Source organism: Mycobacterium asiaticum, from assembly GCF_001673635.1.
Lineage (GTDB): Bacteria > Actinomycetota > Actinomycetes > Mycobacteriales > Mycobacteriaceae > Mycobacterium > Mycobacterium asiaticum_C.
On record NZ_LZMH01000035.1, the window covers coordinates 102,556 to 122,016 of the forward strand.

The 19,461-nt window shown below is 66.6% G+C and carries 21 protein-coding genes; 18 read left to right on the plus strand and 3 right to left on the minus strand.

What is annotated here, in order from left to right; all coding sequences use genetic code 11:
* The first annotated feature begins 3 nt into the window (after positions 1-3).
* The 11 genes from A5645_RS08895 (at position 4) to gatB (ending at position 11,035) form a co-directional block, all read left to right on the plus strand.
* A complete protein-coding gene (locus A5645_RS08895) occupies positions 4-1,005 on the plus strand; it encodes an AAA family ATPase (RefSeq protein ID WP_065038224.1) in 1,002 nt (333 codons plus the stop codon).
* 9 nt (positions 1,006-1,014) lie between these two features.
* Positions 1,015-1,887 (plus strand): DUF58 domain-containing protein, encoded by an 873-nt coding sequence (locus tag A5645_RS08900; protein ID WP_065129273.1) that lies wholly within the window; start codon positions 1,015-1,017, stop codon positions 1,885-1,887.
* 139 nt (positions 1,888-2,026) lie between these two features.
* The gene (locus A5645_RS08905; RefSeq protein ID WP_331226479.1) at positions 2,027-2,353 is read left to right on the plus strand and encodes a hypothetical protein; all 327 of its coding nucleotides are present in this window, start codon (positions 2,027-2,029) and stop codon (positions 2,351-2,353) included.
* The gene (locus A5645_RS08910; protein ID WP_065129274.1) at positions 2,344-3,429 is read left to right on the plus strand and encodes a hypothetical protein; all 1,086 of its coding nucleotides are present in this window, start codon (positions 2,344-2,346) and stop codon (positions 3,427-3,429) included. Before A5645_RS08905 ends, A5645_RS08910 begins: the two co-directional genes overlap by 10 nt.
* Positions 3,426-4,457: a vWA domain-containing protein gene (locus A5645_RS08915; protein WP_065129275.1), complete on the plus strand. Its 1,032-nt coding sequence runs from the start codon at positions 3,426-3,428 to the stop codon at positions 4,455-4,457. Before A5645_RS08910 ends, A5645_RS08915 begins: the two co-directional genes overlap by 4 nt.
* Complete coding sequence (locus tag A5645_RS08920) at positions 4,454-5,266, plus strand: hypothetical protein (protein WP_065129276.1); 813 nt, start codon at positions 4,454-4,456, stop codon at positions 5,264-5,266. The genes A5645_RS08915 and A5645_RS08920 overlap by 4 nt, the downstream gene beginning before the upstream one ends.
* A 24-nt stretch (positions 5,267-5,290) precedes the next feature.
* A complete protein-coding gene (gatC, locus tag A5645_RS08925; protein ID WP_036354411.1) occupies positions 5,291-5,590 on the plus strand; it encodes an Asp-tRNA(Asn)/Glu-tRNA(Gln) amidotransferase subunit GatC in 300 nt (99 codons plus the stop codon).
* Positions 5,587-7,071, plus strand: coding sequence for an Asp-tRNA(Asn)/Glu-tRNA(Gln) amidotransferase subunit GatA (gene gatA / locus A5645_RS08930; protein WP_065038218.1), 1,485 nt, complete (start codon positions 5,587-5,589; stop codon positions 7,069-7,071). Before gatC ends, gatA begins: the two co-directional genes overlap by 4 nt.
* Before the next feature lie 118 nt (positions 7,072-7,189).
* Positions 7,190-8,221 carry an ATP-dependent 6-phosphofructokinase gene (locus tag A5645_RS08935; RefSeq protein WP_036354417.1) on the plus strand — a complete coding sequence of 344 codons (1,032 nt, stop codon included), beginning with the start codon at positions 7,190-7,192 and terminating at the stop codon, positions 8,219-8,221.
* A gap of 193 nt (positions 8,222-8,414) precedes the next feature.
* Positions 8,415-9,470: a MinD/ParA family ATP-binding protein gene (locus tag A5645_RS08940; protein ID WP_253866894.1), complete on the plus strand. Its 1,056-nt coding sequence runs from the start codon at positions 8,415-8,417 to the stop codon at positions 9,468-9,470.
* 56 nt (positions 9,471-9,526) lie between these two features.
* Positions 9,527-11,035, plus strand: coding sequence for an Asp-tRNA(Asn)/Glu-tRNA(Gln) amidotransferase subunit GatB (gatB, locus tag A5645_RS08945; protein WP_065129278.1), 1,509 nt, complete (start codon positions 9,527-9,529; stop codon positions 11,033-11,035).
* A gap of 31 nt (positions 11,036-11,066) precedes the next feature.
* Here gatB and A5645_RS28105 read toward each other — a convergent pair whose 3' ends face one another.
* Positions 11,067-11,210 (minus strand): hypothetical protein, encoded by a 144-nt coding sequence (locus A5645_RS28105; protein ID WP_172830498.1) that lies wholly within the window; start codon positions 11,208-11,210, stop codon positions 11,067-11,069.
* Between the two features lie 227 nt (positions 11,211-11,437).
* On the opposite strand from A5645_RS28105, the gene A5645_RS08950 reads away from it, so the two are divergent.
* Together A5645_RS08950 and A5645_RS08955 are read left to right on the plus strand one after the other, a co-directional pair.
* The gene (locus A5645_RS08950) at positions 11,438-11,926 is read left to right on the plus strand and encodes a flavin reductase family protein (RefSeq protein WP_155767923.1); all 489 of its coding nucleotides are present in this window, start codon (positions 11,438-11,440) and stop codon (positions 11,924-11,926) included.
* A 141-nt stretch (positions 11,927-12,067) separates the two neighbouring features.
* Positions 12,068-12,610: a flavin reductase family protein gene (locus tag A5645_RS08955; protein ID WP_065038305.1), complete on the plus strand. Its 543-nt coding sequence runs from the start codon at positions 12,068-12,070 to the stop codon at positions 12,608-12,610.
* A gap of 104 nt (positions 12,611-12,714) precedes the next feature.
* Here A5645_RS08955 and A5645_RS08960 read toward each other — a convergent pair whose 3' ends face one another.
* Complete coding sequence (locus A5645_RS08960) at positions 12,715-13,836, minus strand: PQQ-dependent sugar dehydrogenase (protein ID WP_065129279.1); 1,122 nt, start codon at positions 13,834-13,836, stop codon at positions 12,715-12,717.
* A gap of 176 nt (positions 13,837-14,012) precedes the next feature.
* Here A5645_RS08960 and A5645_RS29245 point away from each other — a divergent pair, with 176 nt between their 5' ends.
* Together A5645_RS29245 and A5645_RS08970 are read left to right on the plus strand one after the other, a co-directional pair.
* The gene (locus tag A5645_RS29245; protein ID WP_366663758.1) at positions 14,013-14,312 is read left to right on the plus strand and encodes an ATP-binding protein; all 300 of its coding nucleotides are present in this window, start codon (positions 14,013-14,015) and stop codon (positions 14,310-14,312) included.
* A 140-nt stretch (positions 14,313-14,452) separates the two neighbouring features.
* Positions 14,453-15,307, plus strand: coding sequence for a DoxX family protein (locus tag A5645_RS08970; protein WP_065038214.1), 855 nt, complete (start codon positions 14,453-14,455; stop codon positions 15,305-15,307).
* On the opposite strand, the gene A5645_RS08975 is transcribed toward A5645_RS08970, so the two are convergent.
* Complete coding sequence (locus tag A5645_RS08975) at positions 15,308-15,685, minus strand: PH domain-containing protein (protein ID WP_065129281.1); 378 nt, start codon at positions 15,683-15,685, stop codon at positions 15,308-15,310. It lies immediately after the preceding gene.
* Between the two features lie 227 nt (positions 15,686-15,912).
* Here A5645_RS08975 and A5645_RS08980 point away from each other — a divergent pair, with 227 nt between their 5' ends.
* The 3 genes from A5645_RS08980 to ilvC all read left to right on the plus strand — a co-directional run bounded on the left by A5645_RS08980 (position 15,913) and on the right by ilvC (position 19,384).
* Entirely contained in the window at positions 15,913-17,793 is a 1,881-nt protein-coding gene (locus tag A5645_RS08980; protein WP_065129282.1) for an acetolactate synthase large subunit, read from the plus strand.
* Entirely contained in the window at positions 17,793-18,311 is a 519-nt protein-coding gene (gene ilvN / locus A5645_RS08985; protein WP_065038211.1) for an acetolactate synthase small subunit, read from the plus strand. The genes A5645_RS08980 and ilvN overlap by 1 nt, the downstream gene beginning before the upstream one ends.
* A gap of 71 nt (positions 18,312-18,382) precedes the next feature.
* Positions 18,383-19,384 (plus strand): ketol-acid reductoisomerase, encoded by a 1,002-nt coding sequence (gene ilvC, locus A5645_RS08990; protein WP_065038304.1) that lies wholly within the window; start codon positions 18,383-18,385, stop codon positions 19,382-19,384.
* Positions 19,385-19,461: the final 77 nt, after the last annotated feature.

Here is a 19,461-nt window from a genome sequence, read left to right on the forward strand (position 1 = left end):
AAGGTGACCAGTACCCGCATTCAGCCGAGCCAGCAGGATATGGAGCACGCCTACCGTGTGGTGGACGCCATATCGGCGGCATTCGCCCGAAAGGTGGTCGGCCAGGACTATCTGCGCGAGTCGCTGCTGCTCGGCATGCTCACCGGCGGGCACATCCTGCTGGAGGGGGTGCCGGGGCTGGCCAAGACGACCGCCGCGCGGGTGATCGCCGATGCGATCTCCGGCCAGTTCCAACGCATCCAGTGCACGCCCGATCTGCTGCCCAGCGACATCATCGGCACCCAGATCTTCGATTCCTCGACCAACACCTTCACCACGCAACTGGGCCCGGTGCACGCGAACATCGTCCTGCTCGACGAGATCAACCGGTCCAGCGCGAAGACCCAGAGCGCCATGCTGGAAGCGATGGAGGAGCGCCAAACCACCATCGCGGGCCAGGTGTACCCGATCCCTGAGCCGTTCCTGGTGATTGCGACGCAGAATCCGGTCGACCAGGAGGGCACCTATCCGCTGTCGGAGGCGCAGACCGACCGGTTCATGCTCAAAGAGGTGCTCCGCTATCCCCGACCGGAGGACGAAGTCGAGGTGATTGCCCGTATCGACGCCGGCGTGTACGACCGGGACGTGCCGGCGCAGCCGGTGGTGAGCCTCGACGAGATCGCGCGCCTACAGGGTGTTGCGCGCAGCGTGCACATGGACACCGAGCTGATCCGCTACACCAGCGAACTCGTGCACGTCACCCGCAATGCCGGGGAGTTCCTGCCTGCCGACGTGGCTCGGGTGGTGGAGTACGGCGCCAGCCCGCGAGCCACCATCGCCTTCTGCCAGGCCGCCCGCGCGCTGGCCTTGCTGTCCGGGCGAAATCACGTGATTCCCGACGACATTCGCAAGCTGGCGCACCGAGTCCTGCGGCATCGACTGATCCTGGGCTTCGAGGCGGTCACTCTCGGGGTCTCCGCGGAGATGGTGATCGACGCTGTGCTGCAATCGGTTCGAGTGCCCTGACGGCAGATCATGGGTCGACACCTGAACCAGGCGAAGTCGCATTTCGGGACCGACACCCGGCGACTGCTCGAAGGCGGCCGCTACGCCCTGCTGCACACCAGAAGCCTCGAACTCGACGATCTGCGTCCCTACGTCCCCGGCGACGATTTGCGCGACATCGATTGGAAGGCGTCGGCGCGCTCGGGCGCGACACTGATCAAACGCTTCGTGTCAGAAAAGCATCACAAGATCCTGCTGGTGGCCGACTCGGGACGCAACATGTCGGCGTTGACGGACAGCGGTGAGGTCAAGGGCGAGGTGGCCACCAACGTAATGGGCGCGATCGGCCTGATCGCCATGGGACGCAGTGACGAGATCGGCTTGGTCTGCGGTGATTCGCGGGGCACCGCCTCGGTCCGCAGCGGGCGCGGCGAAACACACGTCGAGAGCCTGCTGCATCGCTTCTACACCAACACCTTTCGGGATGCCGCCACCAGCGACATCGTGCGCCAATTGGATTTCGTCGCCCGGGCGCACCGGCACCGCCTGCTGCTGATCGTGGTGTCCGACGAGCCCGAGGTCACCCCCGGTCTCGGTGAGGTGCTCAAGCGGCTCAGCGGGCGGCACGAGGTGATGTGGCTGATGATCGTCGACATGCCGGCGGTCGGGCCGGCCGACGGCGGACTGGGCGGGTTCGACGTTTCCACCGGACGATTCGTGCTCGGCGGCGCCGCGCTGGGCCCTCGAGTGATCGCCGCCTACTACGCCGCCGAGGAACGTCGCGCCGAGCGACTCGACGCGTTCCTCACCGAGCACCGGGTGCGCTTCGCGAGGATCGGCGGCAACGACGAGATACGCTCCGCCATAGTCGAATTGACCGAAGTGTACCGCCGTGCCGGGTGACGGTCTGCTGCGATTCATCTCCGGCCCGCTGCGTTTCTCCGCTTGGTGGCCGGTGTTGGGTGTTTTACTGCTTTTAGCCGTAATCGGCTGGTATGCAGTTGTTTTCGTGTGGACATTGCCGCCGGCACGGTTGCGCCGGATGCCTGTGATCAACGGCCTCCACGCACGGGTCAACCGGCGCAGGTTCGCGCGCGCGGTCGCAAGGATCGGCGCCCAATACCGGGACGGTACGCTGACGCCGAGCGCGGCCAGCGCCCGAATCAGCCGCACACTGCGCAGCTTTCTGTATGTGGCCACCGGGATCAGGGCTCAGTACCTGCACGTCGAGCAACTGGCCGGCGGCCCGCTCGCCGCTGCGGCGCCGCTGTTTGCCGGGCTGAACGACGCGCGCTTCAACCCAGGGGCACAACAGGATGTCGCCGAGCTGGGGCGCTCGGCGGAGGAGCTGATCACCTCGTGGAACTGAAGTGGTGGCCGGTCTTCTACATCGGGCTGTTGAGTCTCGCGGTCGCGGTGGCGGCCGCCGTGCTGCTGCCCACCGCCCGGCTGCGCCGGACGCTTCGGCCGCTGGCGCACGTCGACCGGCTCACCAGGCTTCCGCAGTACCTGCGCGTCTACCGGTTCTATCTCTTCTCGGTCGTGGTGACCGGCGTGTTGCTGCTGGCCACCTTCCTGACCGCGTTGACCGCCAGCGCGCGGCCCACCGGGATGGCCTCCGCGAGGCAGGCATTCGACACCGCCCATCCGCAGGACATCATGCTGTGTGTCGGAGCGCCGGTGACGGATGAGGCCACGGCGGATTTCCTGCAGTACTACGCGCGCTACGTGCAGCGGCTGCGACCCGAGGACACCCGCCGGTTCGGGCTGACCTCCCCGACCCTGCGGGTCATTCCGCTGACCCGCGATCACCGCTACCTGGCCGACCGGTTGGGATCGCTGTCCCGGCTTGCCCGCATCCAACAGGATCTTGATGACCGTAAAGCGTTGCCGGACAACGAACGCGCGGAGCTGACCAGGGGGCTCGAAGGCTTCTCCCGTCCGGTCGGCTACGTCGACTATGCCCCGGGCGTTCCGGACACGCTCGCCCAATGCATGGCCGGTTTCCCGTCGTACCCCGCGGAGCGGGCACACCGGCGGCAGCTGATCTATTTCGGCTACAGCACGTTTCGCGATCCCGCGGAGCGTCGGCCGTCGCTGTTCACCGGTGAGACCCTGAAGCGGCTGGCGGTGCAGCAAGGTGTCCAGGTCAACGTCGTCGCCCGGTCGGACGTGGCGAGCTCGTCCACCGAAGACGCCGATGCGCTGCAGGACACCGCGCAGGAGTGCGGTGGCAGGTTCTTCCAATACAACCCGGCTGGCGTCGAGTCCGCCGACACCCTGAGCGACTACCTCGACGAGATCGACGAAAACGGCCCCACCGCTCAATTGCCCGGCGGCAAAGTCATCTCGGTTCATTCCGCCGACTCGCCGGAAACACTGCTCGTCGGCAGCCTGCTGGCCGCCGCTCTGTTGTCCGTCTCGCTGGCGGTGCTGCGGCGATGAGTTCCTATCCGGTGCTGCCGGCCATCTGGATCGTGGCCCTCACCGCACTGCTGGTCCTGATCCGGGTGGTAGCGCTGTACCGGTTGCTGCTGCGGAGCGGGACGGGGCGGATCGGGCCGGTGTTGGGGCGTTGGGGCGCAACGACGTTGGCCGTCATCCTGCTGGTCATTGCCGCTTGCCGCCCTGGGTTCGACCGGGATCCCGGCGGTCCGTCGGCCGATCCCGTCCTGGACGCGAATGTCTTCTTCGTCGTGGACCGGTCGGTGAATGCCCGCGTCGAGGATTTCGGCGACGGCAAATCGCGAATGTCGGGGATGCGGGCGGACATCGGCGCGTTGATCGACCGGTACCCGCAGGCGCGGTTCGCGCTCATCTCGTTTGCGGCCCAGGCCACCCTGGATTGGCCGCTGTCCGACGACGCCGCGGGTCTGCATTCCGTCGTCAAAGGGCTCTCGCCTTACATCGCGGTGCCACCGGACGCGTTCTATCAGGCCAACGCCGTCGCCGCGCGGGATGTGCTGCGCGCCAAGGTCGAACAGGCTGCCAAGACCTACCCGGAGTCGCAGACCCTCGTCTTCTACCTCGGCACCGGCGCCCCGGGTTCTCGGGCGGCCGCGACCTCTATCGAGCTCGGACGCAACAAGATCGCAGGCGGCGCCGTGCTCGGCTACGGCACCGCGGCCGGCGGGCCGATTCCGCAGGGCTGGGTCGACGGCAGAATGGTTTATCAACCCGATCCAGACGGAAGCGGACCGCTGACTTCCGCGATCGACGAGACCCGGCTGCACGACATCGCCGCCCAACTCGACCTTCGCTACGTTCATCGCGACGGCGGGCCACTGCCCAATGGTGTCGCGCCTGCGGTCGTCGGCACGGGTGGCACCGACCCGTCGGCGCAGCTGTTCGGACGCCTGGAGCTGTACTGGGTCTGCACCCTGATTGCCGCGGCGTTGTTGTTGGCCGAGGGCGTGCTGACCGTTCGGGAGTACCGGCGCAACCGCATGTCCACCCGGGATGTGGCTCGATGACGCCGCGCAGCGTCACGTCGGCGCGCCTTCGGCTACGCCGCCGGCTCTGTTTGTGCTCCGCGCCGGTGGCCGTGGTTTTGGTGTTGGCGGCGGTCAAGATGATCTCCGTCGGAGTGCTCGGGTCGTGGGCAACAACGGATTTCAGCCGCCACGACATCGAGGGGCTGCGGCGCGACGTGGCCTGGTTGCGCATCGTCGACGTGCTCGACCCGGCCAAGACCTCGTTCGCGGCCGGCGACCTGCACGTCCTGGAAGGGCGCCTGCACGACGCCGACGACTCGTTCGCCGACTCACTGGCCCGCACGCAGGCGGCCCGGTCGTGCCCGGTGCGGGTCAACCTGCTGCTGGTTCGTGAGACCCGGGGCGATCTGGCTGCCCGCAAGGCGAACAAGGCGGAGGCACAGCGGTTCTATACCGCCGCCATCGCGTTGGCCGATCAGGCGCCGGCAGGCTGCTTCGCCGGCAATGGCGACAGTGACCTGCAGCGTCGCGCGATCCGGGACACGGCGATTCCGCGACTGCGGCAGAAACTGGACTTGCTCGATCGGCCGCCGGGCACAGCACCGGCCGAGCCGTCCGCGCCCGAGGCGCCGCCACCGGGGCCGCCGCCGTCGGGACCCCCGCCGGCCGGCAACTCGGAACTGGGCTCCACCGGTCCGGGGGAACTGATTCCGATCTCACCCGACCGCCTGCCGGTCACCGGTGGTACCGGTCCGCCGGGTCATCGACTCGGCACCGGAGATCCGCTTGACCTGCTTCGCAAGCTGCTGGACGACGCCAACTCCTACGGCGACAACCGGGAGGGATAAGCCACTCCACTAGGCTTTTCGCTCGTGTCCCAAATCTCTCGCGACGAGGTGGCCCACCTCGCCAGACTGGCCCGTCTGGCGTTGACCGAGACGGAGCTGAACAGCTTCGCCGGTCAACTCGACGCCATCCTCAACCACGTCAGCCAGATCCAGGCCGTCGACGTGACCGGTGTCGAGGCCACCGACAACCCGCTCAAGGACGTCAACGTCACCCGGCCGGACCAGACACAACCGTGCCTGACGCAACAGGAGGCACTGGCTGCCGCCCCCGAAGCGGTCGATGGCCGCTTCGCCGTCCCCCAGATCCTGGGGGAGAGCCAGTGACCGACATCATCCGGCTCGATGCGGCGACGCTGGCCGACAAGATCGCCGCCAAAGAGGTGTCGTCGGTCGAGGCCACCACCGCGTGCCTGGACCAGATCGAGGCGACCGACGCCGAGTACGGCGCATTCCTGCATGTGGCCGCCGACCGGGCGCTGGCGGCCGCGGCCGCCGTGGACAAGGCGGTCGCTGCCGGTGAGGCGCTCCCGTCGCCGCTGGCCGGGGTCCCGCTGGCACTGAAGGACGTGTTCACCACCGTCGACATGCCCACCACCTGCGGCTCGAAGATCCTCGAGGGTTGGCAATCGCCGTATGACGCGACACTGACCGCGCGGTTGCGGGCCGCCGGCATCCCGATCCTGGGTAAGACCAACATGGACGAGTTCGCGATGGGCTCGTCCACCGAAAACTCCGCCTACGGTCCGACCCGCAACCCGTGGGACGTCGAGCGCGTGCCGGGTGGCTCCGGCGGCGGCAGCGCGGCGGCACTGGCCGCTTTCCAAGCCCCGCTCGCGATCGGTTCGGACACCGGCGGGTCCATCCGCCAGCCGGCCGCGTTGACCGCGACCGTCGGCGTCAAACCCACCTATGGCACCGTGTCCCGCTACGGGCTGGTGGCGTGCGCGTCATCGCTTGACCAGGGCGGACCGTGCGCTCGGACCGTCCTGGACACCGCCCTGCTGCACCAGGTGATCGCGGGTCACGACCCGCGTGACTCCACCTCGATCGAGGCCGAGGTGCCCGATGTCGTGGGTGCGGCGCGCGCGGGCGCTGCCGGTGATCTGCGCGGTGTGCGGGTCGGTGTGGTGCGCCAGCTGCACAGCGGCGAGGGCTACCAGTCCGGCGTGCTGACGTCCTTCGAAGCCGCCGTCGAGCAGCTCAAGGAGTTGGGTGCGGAGGTGAGCGAGGTCGACTGCCCGCACTTCGACTACGCGCTGCCGGCCTACTACCTGATCCTGCCCTCCGAGGTGTCGAGCAACCTGGCCCGGTTCGACGCGATGCGCTACGGGCTGCGGGTGGGCGACGACGGTACCCACAGCGCCGAGGAGGTGATGGCGCTGACCCGTGCCGCCGGGTTCGGGCCGGAGGTCAAGCGTCGCATCATGATCGGGACCTACGCGTTGTCGGCCGGTTACTACGACGCCTACTACAACCAAGCACAGAAGGTGCGCACGCTGATCGCCCGCGATCTCGACGAGGCCTACAAGTCGGTCGACGTGCTGGTGTCGCCGGCGACCCCGACGACGGCGTTCCGGCTCGGGGAGAAGGTCGACGATCCGCTGGCGATGTACCTGTTCGACCTGTGCACGCTGCCGCTGAACCTGGCCGGGCACTGTGGCATGTCGGTCCCGTCGGGTTTGTCCCCGGACGACGGGTTGCCGGTCGGGCTGCAGATCATGGCCCCGGCACTGGCCGATGACCGGCTGTATCGGGTGGGCGCCGCCTACGAGGCGGCCCGCGGCCCGTTGCCGACGGCTATCTGAGTCCGGCTAAGTCCGGCTAAGTCCGGCGAGCAGACGCAAAAGCGCCCCAAAATATGCGGTTTAGGGGGATTTCGCGTCTGCTCGCGCCAGGTAGGGGCCCGCAGGGCAAGATGAGAATATGCGCATCGGAGTACTCACGGGCGGTGGTGACTGCCCCGGCCTCAACGCGGTCATTCGGGCGGTAGTGCGTACCTGCGACGCCCGCTACGGCTCGTCGGTGGTCGGTTTCCAGGATGGTTGGCGCGGGTTGCTGGAAAACCGCCGGATGCAACTACGCAACGATGACCGCAACGACCGGTTGCTGGCCAAGGGCGGCACGATGCTGGGCACGGCGCGGGTACACCCCGACAAGCTGCGCGCCGGACTCGACCAGATCAAGCAGACGCTCGATGACAACGGCATCGACGTGCTGATACCGATCGGGGGCGAGGGCACGCTGACGGCGGCGCACTGGCTGTCCGAGGAGAACGTGCCGGTGGTCGGGGTACCGAAAACCATCGACAACGACATCGACTGCACCGACGTGACCTTCGGTCACGACACCGCGCTGACGGTGGCCACCGACGCCATCGACCGCCTGCACAGCACCGCCGAATCCCACCAGCGGGTGATGCTGGTCGAGGTGATGGGACGGCACGCCGGCTGGATCGCACTCAACGCCGGCCTGGCATCAGGGGCGCACATGACGCTGATTCCCGAGCAGCCCTTCGACGTGGAGGAGGTGTGCCGGCTCGTCAAGCGCCGCTTCCAGCGCGGGGACTCGCACTTCATCTGCGTGGTGGCCGAGGGCGCCAAACCCGTCGCGGGCTCGATCGCGCTGCGCGAGGGCGGTATCGACGAGTTCGGTCACGAGAAGTTCACCGGAGTGGCAGCGCAACTCGGGCTCGAGGTGGAGAAACGCATCAATAAGGATGTCCGGGTGACCGTGCTGGGTCACGTGCAACGGGGCGGGTCCCCGACGGCCTACGACCGGGTGCTGGCCACCCGGTTCGGGGTGAACGCGGCCGACGCCGCCCACGCCGGGGAGTACGGCCAGATGGTGTCGCTGCGCGGGCAGGACATTGGGCGGGTGTCGCTGGCGGACGCGACTCGTCAACTCAAGCTGGTGCCCGAGAGCCGGTACGACGACGCCGCGGCCTTCTTCGGCTGACGTTCCCGGCTGTTGGCCGACCGGTAGCCCGGGGTTCACCGGTTTGCTGGTTTCTGGTTTATAAGAATCGGCTATACGTTGGTTTATGAACAACCGCGGTCCCCATCGCGGAGTACTGCAGCAGTCCGCCCCACTGCCTCGGCAGCGGGGTAACCCGGCTGGACCCGTCTGGCGGCCCGTTCCACGCAGCGGAGTGAGTACGGCGCCCCAGCCGCTGCGTCCCAAGAACGGCGACTCCCGCCAAACGACGAGTTCAGCGCACTTCGATCTGCCGACGGTATCGACGCCGGTCCTGGACAGGCCGCAGCCGGTGCAGCGCGACCGTCGTCCGGGCGGGACGGCGTTGGACGTCATCGAACAGCAGTTTGCTCCGGAGGCTCCGGCTCCCCGCAACTGGCGCGAGTTGATTCAGCGCTACGTCGGGATCGACCTCGGTCCGGGCCGTACGGCCGCGTACGAGAACGCGCTGCGCGATCAGGTTCGCATCGCCGTGGGAGGCGCGTATCCCATCGCGGTGCTGAATCTCAAGGGCGGCGTCGGCAAGACCGCGGTGGTCGAAGCACTCGGTTCGACGTTCGCCAGCGTGCGCAACGACCGGGTGATCGCCGTCGATCTCGACGCGGGAGACCTGGCGGACCGGCACGGGCGGCGACACGACCTCACCCTGGCTGATTTGATCCATGACAATCGTGTCGCGCGCTACGCCGACGTGCGCGCGCACACCTTCATGAACAGTTCCGGCCTGGAGGTGCTGGGGCTTCCGGATCCCGCGCACAGCAACTTCTGCATCAGCCGTCAGGACTTCGTCAAGGCGTTCTCGATCCTGCGCAGCCACTATTCCGTGGTGTTGATCGACTGCCCGAAAACACTGAACTCGGGCGTGATGGACGCGGTTCTGCTGGAGTCCCGTGCCCTGGTGGTGGTCACCAGCACGTCCATCGACTCGATCCAGAAGACAAGCGCGACGCTGGAGTGGCTGAGCCGCAACGGCTACCGCAAGCTGGTCGCGGCGACCGTGCTGGCCGTGAACCACGTCGAACGGACCAAGCTGAGCCCGCTGGCCGCGAAGCAACTCGAGCAGTTGTCCGCCCAGGTGGCGGCCACCGTGGTGCTGCCGTTCGACGGGCACGTGCACCAGGGCAGGGAGATCGGGCTGGATCTCCTGAGCAAGGTGAGCAGGCGCAGCTATTTGGAGTTGGCCGCCGCGCTGGCCCGTCTGCTGCCGTGCAGGCAGCCGGCTGGGCTGTAGCTCCGGCGCTTCGCCCGGCTCCGCCGCGCTCGCGGTCACCACTAGGATCGATTCCTATGACGGTTGCCAGGGCTGACCTGCTCGAATACGACGAGGTCATCGAACGCTTTGATCCGGTGCTCGGACTGGAAGTGCACGTCGAGCTGTCCACCGCCACCAAGATGTTCTGCGGATGCTCCACCACGTTCGGCGCCGAGCCGAACACCCAGGTGTGCCCGGTATGCCTGGGCCTACCCGGCTCGTTGCCGGTGCTCAACCAGGTCGCGGTCGAATCGGCGATCCGCATCGGCCTGGCGCTGAACTGCGAGATCGTGGACTGGTGCCGGTTCGCCCGGAAGAACTACTTCTACCCGGACATGCCGAAGAACTATCAGATCTCCCAGTACGACGAGCCGATCGCCATCAACGGCTACCTCGAGGCGCCGCTGGAGGACGGCACCACCTGGCGGGTCGAGATCGAGCGCGCCCACATGGAAGAGGACACCGGCAAGCTCACCCACATCGGCAGCGACACCGGCCGCATCGAAGGTGCCACCGGTTCGCTGATCGACTACAACCGCGCCGGGGTCCCGCTGATCGAGATCGTCACCAAACCCATCGTCGGGGCCGGGGAGCGGGCGCCCCAGATCGCGCGGGCCTACGTCACGGCGCTGCGTGACCTGCTGCGCGCCCTGGATGTCTCCGACGTGCGGATGGACCAGGGATCGATGCGCTGCGATGCCAACGTGTCGCTGATGCCCAAGGGCGCAACGGAATTCGGTACACGTACGGAGACCAAGAACGTCAACTCGCTGAAGAGTGTTGAGGTCGCCGTGCGGTACGAGATGCAGCGGCAGGCCGCCGTGCTGCTTTCTGGCGGCGAAATCATCCAGGAGACAAGGCATTTCCACGAAGCAGGGTACACCAGTCCGGGCCGCGCCAAGGAGACGGCGCAGGATTACCGGTACTTTCCCGAGCCCGATCTCGAGCCAGTCGCACCCAGCCGCGAGCTGGTCGAGCGGTTGCGGCAGAGCATCCCTGAGCTACCGTGGTTGAGCCGCAAGCGGATTCAGGATGAGTGGGGCATTTCCGACGAGGTGATGCGTGACCTCGTCAACGCCGGCGCGGTTGAACTGGTCGCCGAAACCGTCAAACACGGTGCGGCCAGCAAGGATGCACGGTCTTGGTGGGGAAATTATCTGGTGCAGAAGGCAAACGAAGCCGGCGTCGGGCTGGATGAGCTCGCTATCACCCCGGCACAGGTGGCCGCCGTGATCGCACTGGTCGACGAGGGGAAGTTGTCCAACAAGCTGGCCCGCGAGGTCGTCGAAGGGGTGCTGGCCGGAGAGGGCGAGCCCGAAGCGGTGATGACCGCGCGCGGTCTGGCGCTGGTGCGCGACGATTCACTCACCCAGGCGGCCGTCGACGAGGCGCTAGCGGCCAATCCCGATGTGGCGGAAAAGATTCGGGGCGGCAAGGTGGCCGCCGCCGGTGCGATCGTCGGTGCGGTGATGAAAGCGACCCGCGGGCAGGCCGACGCCGCGCGGGTGCGTGAGCTCGTGCTGGCCGCCTGCGGTCAAGGCTGAAGCGGCACTCTGCGACGTCGCAATCGGGGCGTCACCAGCCCCAGTCGTCGTCTTCGAGCACGTCCACGGTGAGATCGTTGTCGGCCACGCCCACCGTGCCGTAAAGAAACGTGAGTTGAGTTTGTTCATCGTCAAGCGGCTTGACCTCCACCAGGGTGGCGTGCCCGATCGACATACGGATCCTGTCGCCAGGCTTGAGTTGGTCAACACGCTTGAGGGGCACCTAGTAAGCGTGCCTTGTCTCATGCCCGAACGGCCAAGCAGTTTCCCCGGCCAGGCTTTGCTCGACGCCGAATCGGCACGCCGGGGCTGCCTCAGGTTCGCCGGCGCCACACCCGGCGGTCTACCCGCGGCGTCGCCCTGACCATCGCCGGTGCCGTGCCGGCGATAGATCATGGTGAGGTGAGCGGCAAATCATTGTTCCGGCTGACCAAGATGATGAACAACGCGATGGCCGTGGTGACGACGAAAGCCGGGGACCATCGCTCGGGGTGTCTGGTGGGATTCTCCACGCAGGTCAACATTCACCCGCCAAAGTTGCTCGTCGGGATCTCCAAGCCCAACCACACCTTCACCGTGGCGGCCGGCTCGGAGCACCTCGCGGTGCATCTCCTGTCGCAACGCGACACGGGCCTCGCCGAATTGTTCGGTGGCGAAACCGAAGACGAAATCGACAAATTCGCCCGTTGCGCCTGGCACAGCGGTCCGAAGGGAATGCCGATTCTGAATGACGCGGTTGCCTGGATGGTAGGCGCGACGCTGGACCGGATCGACTTCGGCGACCACGTCGGGTACCTGCTGGAACCCGTCGAGATGTGGTTTGCCGAAGGAGTTTCCGATGTGCTGCATTTCGTCGACGTGATCGACGTGGAACCCGGGCATGAGCCTTAAACGTCGGGCAGCTCAATTGGATTCGGTGGTACGCGGTCACACGGCACGTATATAAGAACTCGCTACCAAACTCCTGAAAGGGTCTCCAAAGCCGCAGCCCGGACTCATGATGGTGGAGTGATCGATGAATCGTTCGACGACATGATGGCCATGCTGGACACGCCGGTGTTCGTGGTGACGACCCAGGTCGACGGTCACCCATCGGGTTGTCTGGTTGCCTTCGGCACCCAGACCAGCGTGCAGCCGCCCAGCTTTATGGTGGGGCTGCCGCTCGCTGATCCCATCCATGAGGTCGCGAGCAAGTCCGACAGCTTGGCCGTGCATGTACTGCCGCGCGGCCGACACGTCCTGGCCGAGCTGTTCGGTCGTCATCCCGACCAGCCGGAGGACCCGTTCGCGCACTGCGCGTGGCGCGGCGGTCCGCTGGGCATGCCGATTCTCGACGACGCCGCCGCGTGGTTCGTTGGCCGGACGCTGAGCCGAAGTGAAGTCGCCGATCACGTCGCTTACCTGCTGGAACCGGTCGCCGTTTGGGCACCGCAAGGCCCCGAAGAACTGCTCTACCTGTCCGATCTCGACGACATCGACCCCGGGCAGGAAGCGCCGCCGCCGCGTCTGTACAACGGCGATCGCGCGGAGGCGGCCCGCAAGTACGGCATGCGGTTCACCCTCGACGTGCCCTAGCGAACTGGGCCTAGCAACCTGGCCGAGCAGACGCAAAAGCACCCGACACGCCACGTTTTCGGGTGCTTTTGCGTCTGCTCGCGCAAACTAAGGCGCGAAAACCACTAAGTCTTGTCGTCGTTGTTGCGCGGGAAGCCGCCACCCTGCGGGAACAGCGGGAACACCACGTCGTCGAGCTTCTCGGCGTCCCCAGCGGTCTTGTTCACCGTCGCGCCCCACACATTGCCGTCCGGCGACATCCGCAACGCCCACGCGTGCGCATGCGTGTCCTTGCGCACCACATCGGGCTCCCCGGTCACCGCACCGGTCTTCGGGGCCAGCCGCACCGCCACCGTCAGCTTCGTGTTGATCAGGTTCACCAGCACGGTGCCGTCCATCGCCGCGCAACCGGCCACGCCGGGCTTGTCCGGCCAGGTCCACACCGTCGACACCTCGGACTTCTTGGTGATCCGCTGCAACCGATCGGCACCCGGTGTGCGGTCGGCGACGTACAGCGAGCCGTCGACGGGGTCGATGCACAACCCGCCGCCGGAACCGATGCCGGACAGCGCGGTCGTCGGCGGTGCCTGCCCGATGGTGGTGGGCTGCTCGATCCGCAGTACCTTGCCCGCCAGCGAGCGGGGATCGGCGGCCATCGCCGGGTTGCCGGCGTCGCCGGTCATGACCACCAGCGTGGTCGGGCTGGTGAAGATCAAGGCGCCGGTATTGCCGGTGGCGCCCTTGGGGATCCCGGTCAGGATGTCCTTGGGCACGTCCCCCTCGGCGATGCGGATCACCCGGTTGTCGGTGGGCGTGCTGATGTAGGCGTACATCAGCCGGTCCTGCGAAAAGGTGGGGGACAGCACGATGTCCATCAGGCCGCCGTCCCCGGACGGGTCGACCGGGATCACCATCTTGACCTTGGGCTCGGCGCTGATCGAGATCTCCTTGATTACGCCGGTGGTGCGCTCGGCGACCAGCGCGGTCTTGCTGTCGACGCCCATGATCAGTCCACTGGTGCTTTCCAGGCAGCCCTGCATCACTCCCGGTGCCGGGCAGGCTTTAGGGAACGGCGTGGGCGGCAATGGCGGCGGCGGGGGAGGCGTGGAGGTGGGCTGCGGTTTCAGTTCCGGGTTCGTCGTGAAGGGCTGCGATTGGGCGTCGTTGAACCTGGCGCAGCCGCTCGACAGCAGCACCGCAGCGCACAGCGCCGCCAGCACGCACCGAACCGACCGCCGTATCCGCATGACCGACAGGCTACGGGAATTTGCGATCGTGGCCTCCTCCTGCCACCGGGTACGACGCCCGATACCGGTCGTCGGCGTACAAATCGGGTTACGACCCCGGGTGAACCATCAAGACATTGCGCCCTGATAAGGACAAACGATTCTTTGGTATTTGTTCTGTGCGCGATCAGTGGCCGATGGTCGGCCGAGATCATGAAATCGGCGAGATCACACGGCTGATCGCCGATCGTGGTGCGCGGGGGATTGTGTTAGCGGGCAGGGCCGGAGTCGGCAAGTCGCGGTTGGCTCGCGAGGTGGTGACGGCGACGGCGGCAGCCGGCTGGACCGTTCGCAGCGTCGCGGCAAGCGTGGCCTGCTGTGGCTGGATTCCGACCTACCCCCCGAGCCGGACGTGCTGCTGGCGGCGGCTACCGCCGCGAGTTCATGAACGAGGTCTGCGTCTCGTCGTCAACCTCAACACCTATCGCGTGGGGTGAACTGCAGGTGGATTCTCGGCATCGCTACCCGGCCTCCGGCACCCAAACTGAACATCCGCCGCGCAAAAATATGGATTTAACAGGCGAAAGCGCCGTTTCAAATCCCAGCTTCCGGCGAAAAAGCCCTTACCCTGACACGCGTGACCAGTTCGAATGAATCGCCATGGCAGCGGCCTGACCTCATCGGAGGTCCAACCGCAGTGCCAACCTCAAGCCGTCCCACCTCGGCAAGCCTGGTCGACCCCGAAGATGATCTGACGCCGGCGGGCTACGCGGGCGACTTCGGCAACACCGGAACCACCACCATCATCCCGCCCTATGACGCCAACTCCGGTGCCGTCCCGGGATACAACCCGCTGGATTCGCAGGAGCCGCTGCCCTACGTCGCGCCGCAGACCGCACGGCAGGTGCCGGCCGCGCCCTCGGCGATCGACTTCGACGACGAAGACGACCGGATCCGCGCAGCGGGCCGGCGCGGCACGCAGAACTTCGGCCTGCTGTTGCTGCGCGTCGGACTGGGTGTGGTGCTGATCGCGCACGGGCTGCAGAAACTGTTCGGCTGGTGGGGCGGCTCGGGCCTACACAGCTTCAAGAACGCGCTTACCGACGTCGGCTTCCAGCACGCCGACATCCTGGCCTACGTCGGGGCCGGTGGTGAGATCGTCGCGGGCGTGCTGCTGGTCCTGGGACTGTTCACCCCGATCGCCGCCGCGGGTGCGCTGGCATTCCTGCTCAACGGCTTGCTCGCGTCGGCCTCAGCGCGGCCGCGTTCGCACACCTTCACCTATTTCCTGCCGGACGGACACGAATACCAGATCACCCTGATCGTCATGGCGGTCGCCGTCATCCTGGTCGGCCCGGGCCGCTACGGACTCGACGCGGGCCGCGGCTGGGCAACCCGCCCGTTCATCGGCTCGTTCGTGGCGCTGCTGAGCGGCATCGCCGCCGGTATCGCCGTGTGGGTGCTGCTCAACGGCGTGAACCCGCTCGCCTGATCAGCGATACGGGTTCGGCACCCGTCCCGAACTGGCCTCGGTCAGCTGCGGCAGCGTCGCGAAAGTAACGGCGGGCAACCGCAGCTCCGACCCGTCCTTGAGCTTGGCGCGCGCCCAGTTTCCTCTGTGGAACCGCAGCCCGTCGATATCTTCCCAGGCGAGCGTTCGGCTGCCCAGCAGCGTCCGCACCGTCACGCCCCGATCGTCGGCGACCGTACGCAGCCGGACGATCATCGCCGACAACAGCACCGGGATGACCAGCAGCGGCAGCGTCCAGGCGAAAGCCGTGACCGGGACCAGCAGGCACAGGGTCAAGAAACCGACCGCGATATGCGCCACGGGCGAGACCTTAATCACCACGGGTGAATCAGTAACCACCCTCGCATCATCCCATCGCGGCCCGGAAGCACCGGATTTGACGGCTGAGCTGTGCGAAGACTACCGTCGGACGCTATGCAACACGGAATGCTCGTAGTAATTAGTCGGCGCGTTGGTGCCTGACTAGCTCTATCGAGCACCAACGCGACCCTCGTGCAGCAGCTCAGCTGGCGGGGGTTTTTTCTTGCCCCGAGACGCCAAAGCAGAAAAAGACCTAAGAGGAAACAGTGAGCGCACCCACCAAGTCAGCGGCACCGGCCCCAACGCCCGCCTCGCGCGAGGCCGCCGAAATCGCCTCGGACGCCGGCAAGGCGGCGTCCAGGCCGGCCACCGGACAGCCTAAACGCATTGCACCGCAACAACTTACCGGTGCACAGGCGGTAATCCGGTCGCTGGAGGCGCTCGACGTCGACGTGATCTTCGGGATTCCGGGGGGCGCGGTACTGCCGGTGTACGACCCGCTGTTCGATTCGCAGCAGCTGCGCCACGTCCTGGTCCGTCACGAGCAGGGCGCCGGCCACGCCGCCAGCGGCTACGCGCACGCCACCGGCCGGGTCGGGGTGTGCATGGCGACCTCGGGTCCCGGCGCCACCAACCTGGTGACGCCGCTGGCCGACGCGCAGATGGACTCGATCCCGGTGGTCGCGATCACCGGTCAGGTCGGGCGGCAGCTGATCGGGACCGACGCGTTCCAGGAGGCCGACATCTCGGGCATCACGATGCCGATCACCAAGCACAACTTCCTGGTGCGCACCGGCGACGAGATCCCGCAGGTGATCGCCGAGGCATTCCACATCGCGGCGAGCGGACGTCCCGGAGCTGTTCTCGTTGACATCCCCAAGGACGTGCTGCAGGGCCAGTGCACCTTCAGCTGGCCGCCGCGCATGGAGCTGCCCGGCTACAAGCCGAACACCAAGCCGCACAACCGGCAGATCCGTGAGGCCGCCAAGCTGATCGCGGCGGCGCACAAGCCGGTGCTGTACGTCGGCGGCGGCATCATCCGCGGCGAGGCGACCGAGGAACTCCGCGAGCTGGCCGAGCTGACCGGCATTCCGGTGGTCACCACCCTGATGGCCCGCGGTGCGTTTCCGGACAGCCATCAGCTGAACATGGGCATGCCGGGCATGCACGGCACCGTCGGCGCGGTGGCGGCGCTGCAGCGCAGCGACCTGTTGATCGCGCTGGGCACCCGTTTCGACGACCGGGTGACCGGCAAGCTGGAATCGTTTGCGCCCGAGGCCAAGGTGATCCACGCCGACATCGACCCGGCCGAGATCGGCAAGAACCGGCACGCCGACGTGCCGATCGTGGGCGACGTCAAGAACGTCATCACCGACCTCATCGAGATGCTGCGCCACTATGAGACTCCGGGCAACATCGACATGACGGAGTGGTGGGAGTACCTGGAGGGCGTTCGCAAGACGTACCCGCTGAGCTACGGCCCGCAGAGCGACGGCAGCCTGGGTCCGGAGTTCGTGATCGAGAAGCTCGGCCAGATCGCCGGTCCGGACGCCATCTACGTGGCCGGCGTCGGCCAGCACCAGATGTGGGCCGCGCAGTTCATCAAGTACGAAAAGCCGCGCACCTGGCTGAATTCCGGCGGTCTGGGCACCATGGGCTTCGCCATCCCGGCGGCCATGGGCGCCAAGATCGCGCTGCCCGACACCGAGGTGTGGGCGATCGACGGCGACGGCTGCTTCCAGATGACCAACCAGGAGTTGGCCACCTGCGCCATCGAGGGCATCCCGATCAAGGTTGCGCTGATCAACAACGGCAACCTGGGCATGGTGCGGCAGTGGCAGACCCTCTTCTACGAAGAGCGCTACTCGCAGACCGACCTGGCCACCCACTCCCACCGCATCCCGGATTTCGTGAAGCTGGCCGAGGCGCTGGGTTGTGTCGGAATGCGTTGCGAGCGTGAGGAAGACGTCGAAGAAATGATCAACCGCGCGCGAGAGATCAACGACCGCCCGGTCGTCATCGACTTCATTGTCGGCGCCGACGCGCAGGTCTGGCCGATGGTCGCTGCGGGCACCAGCAACGACGAGATCCAGGCCGCCCGTGGCATTCGTCCGTTGTTCGACGACGTCACCGAGGGGCACGCCTGATGACCGCCAGCGGTTCGCCCAAGACGCACACGCTGTCGGTTCTGGTCGAAGACAAGCCTGGTGTGCTCGCCCGCGTGGCAGCGCTGTTCTCGCGGCGTGGCTTCAACATCGAGTCACTGGCGGTCGGTGGCACCGAACAGAAGGACATGTCGCGGATGACGATCGTGGTCTCCGCCGATCAGACACCGCTCGAGCAGATCACCAAGCAGCTCAACAAGCTGATCAATGTGATCAAGATCGTCGAGCAGGATGACAATAACTCGGTGGACCGCGAACTGTGCCTGATCAAGGTGCGTGCCGACGTCGGCACTCGCAGCCAGGTGATCGAGGCGGCGAACCTGTTCCGCGCCAGCGTGATCGACGTTTCGCCGGAGTCGTTGACCGTCGAGGCCACCGGAAATCGGGGCAAACTCGAAGCGTTGCTGCGACTGCTGGAACCGTTCGGCATCAAGGAGATCGTCCAGTCCGGGGTGGTGTCGATGGCCCGCGGCCCGCGCGGTATCGGCACCGGCAAATAAGTTCGTACTAGTGAAAAGACAGATTAGAAGGAGATATTGAGGTGGCAGACGTGCCGGCGCAGACGCTGGAGATGTTCTACGACGACGACGCAGACCTGTCGATCATTCAGGGCCGCAAGGTCGGTGTGATCGGTTACGGCAGCCAGGGACACGCGCACTCGCTGAGCCTGCGCGACTCCGGCGTCGAGGTGAAGGTCGGCCTGAAGGAGGGATCGAAGTCCCGCGCCAAGGTCGAGGAGCAGGGCCTGGAGGTCGACACTCCCGCCGAGGTGGCCAAGTGGGCCGACGTGATCATGCTGCTCGCGCCCGACACCGCACAAGCCGATATCTTCACCAATGACATCGAGCCCAACCTGAAGGACGGCGACGCGCTGTTCTTCGGCCACGGCCTCAACATTCACTTCGATCTGATCAAGCCGCCGGCCAACGTCACCGTCGCGATGGTCGCGCCCAAGGGGCCCGGCCACCTGGTGCGGCGCCAATTCGTCGACGGCAAGGGCGTTCCCGCGCTGATCGCCGTCGACCAGGACCCGACCGGTGAGGGTCAAGCGTTGGCGCTGTCCTACGCCAAGGCGATCGGCGGCACCCGCGCCGGTGTCATCAAGACCACTTTCAAGGACGAGACCGAGACCGACCTGTTCGGTGAGCAGGCCGTATTGTGCGGCGGCACAGAGGAATTGGTGAAGACCGGTTTCGACGTGATGGTCGAGGCGGGTTACCCGCCGGAGATGGCCTACTTCGAGGTGCTGCACGAGCTGAAGCTGATCGTCGACCTGATGTACGAGGGCGGCATCGCGCGGATGAATTACTCGGTGTCCGATACCGCCGAGTTCGGTGGCTACCTGTCGGGGCCGCGCGTCATCGACGCCGGCACCAAGGAGCGGATGCGCGAGATCCTGCGCGACATTCAGAACGGCACGTTCACCAAGAAGCTGGTCGCCAACGTCGAGGGCGGCAACAAGCAACTCGAGCAGTTGCGCAAGGAGAACGCCGAGCACCCGATCGAGGTCACCGGCAAGAAGCTGCGTGACCTGATGAGCTGGGTCGACCGGCCCATCACCGAGACCGCCTAGTAGTCAGCGCGAGAACACCTAACGCCGAGCGTCACGCCAGCGTGGCGCTCGGCGCTAACGGTCACACTTGCGTGACG

Bases quoted from the DNA above. Each gene is read 5' to 3' on its own strand.
- A5645_RS29245 (WP_366663758.1), top strand. From the start codon at position 14,013: ATGGTCGGCCGAGATCATGAAATCGGCGAGATCACACGGCTGATCGCC.
- A5645_RS08920 (WP_065129276.1), top strand. From the start codon at position 4,454: ATGACGCCGCGCAGCGTCACGTCGGCGCGCCTTCGGCTACGCCGCCGG.
- A5645_RS08915 (WP_065129275.1), top strand. From the start codon at position 3,426: ATGAGTTCCTATCCGGTGCTGCCGGCCATCTGGATCGTGGCCCTCACC.
- A5645_RS08900 (WP_065129273.1), top strand. From the start codon at position 1,015: ATGGGTCGACACCTGAACCAGGCGAAGTCGCATTTCGGGACCGACACC.
- A5645_RS08905 (WP_331226479.1), top strand. From the start codon at position 2,027: ATGCCTGTGATCAACGGCCTCCACGCACGGGTCAACCGGCGCAGGTTC.
- A5645_RS08955 (WP_065038305.1), top strand. From the start codon at position 12,068: ATGATGGCCATGCTGGACACGCCGGTGTTCGTGGTGACGACCCAGGTC.
- A5645_RS28105 (WP_172830498.1), bottom strand. From the start codon at position 11,210: ATGTCGATCGGGCACGCCACCCTGGTGGAGGTCAAGCCGCTTGACGAT.
- ilvN (WP_065038211.1), top strand. From the start codon at position 17,793: ATGACCGCCAGCGGTTCGCCCAAGACGCACACGCTGTCGGTTCTGGTC.
- ilvC (WP_065038304.1), top strand. From the start codon at position 18,383: ATGTTCTACGACGACGACGCAGACCTGTCGATCATTCAGGGCCGCAAG.
- A5645_RS08935 (WP_036354417.1), top strand. From the start codon at position 7,190: ATGCGCATCGGAGTACTCACGGGCGGTGGTGACTGCCCCGGCCTCAAC.
- gatB (WP_065129278.1), top strand. From the start codon at position 9,527: ATGACGGTTGCCAGGGCTGACCTGCTCGAATACGACGAGGTCATCGAA.
- A5645_RS08960 (WP_065129279.1), bottom strand. From the start codon at position 13,836: ATGCGGATACGGCGGTCGGTTCGGTGCGTGCTGGCGGCGCTGTGCGCT.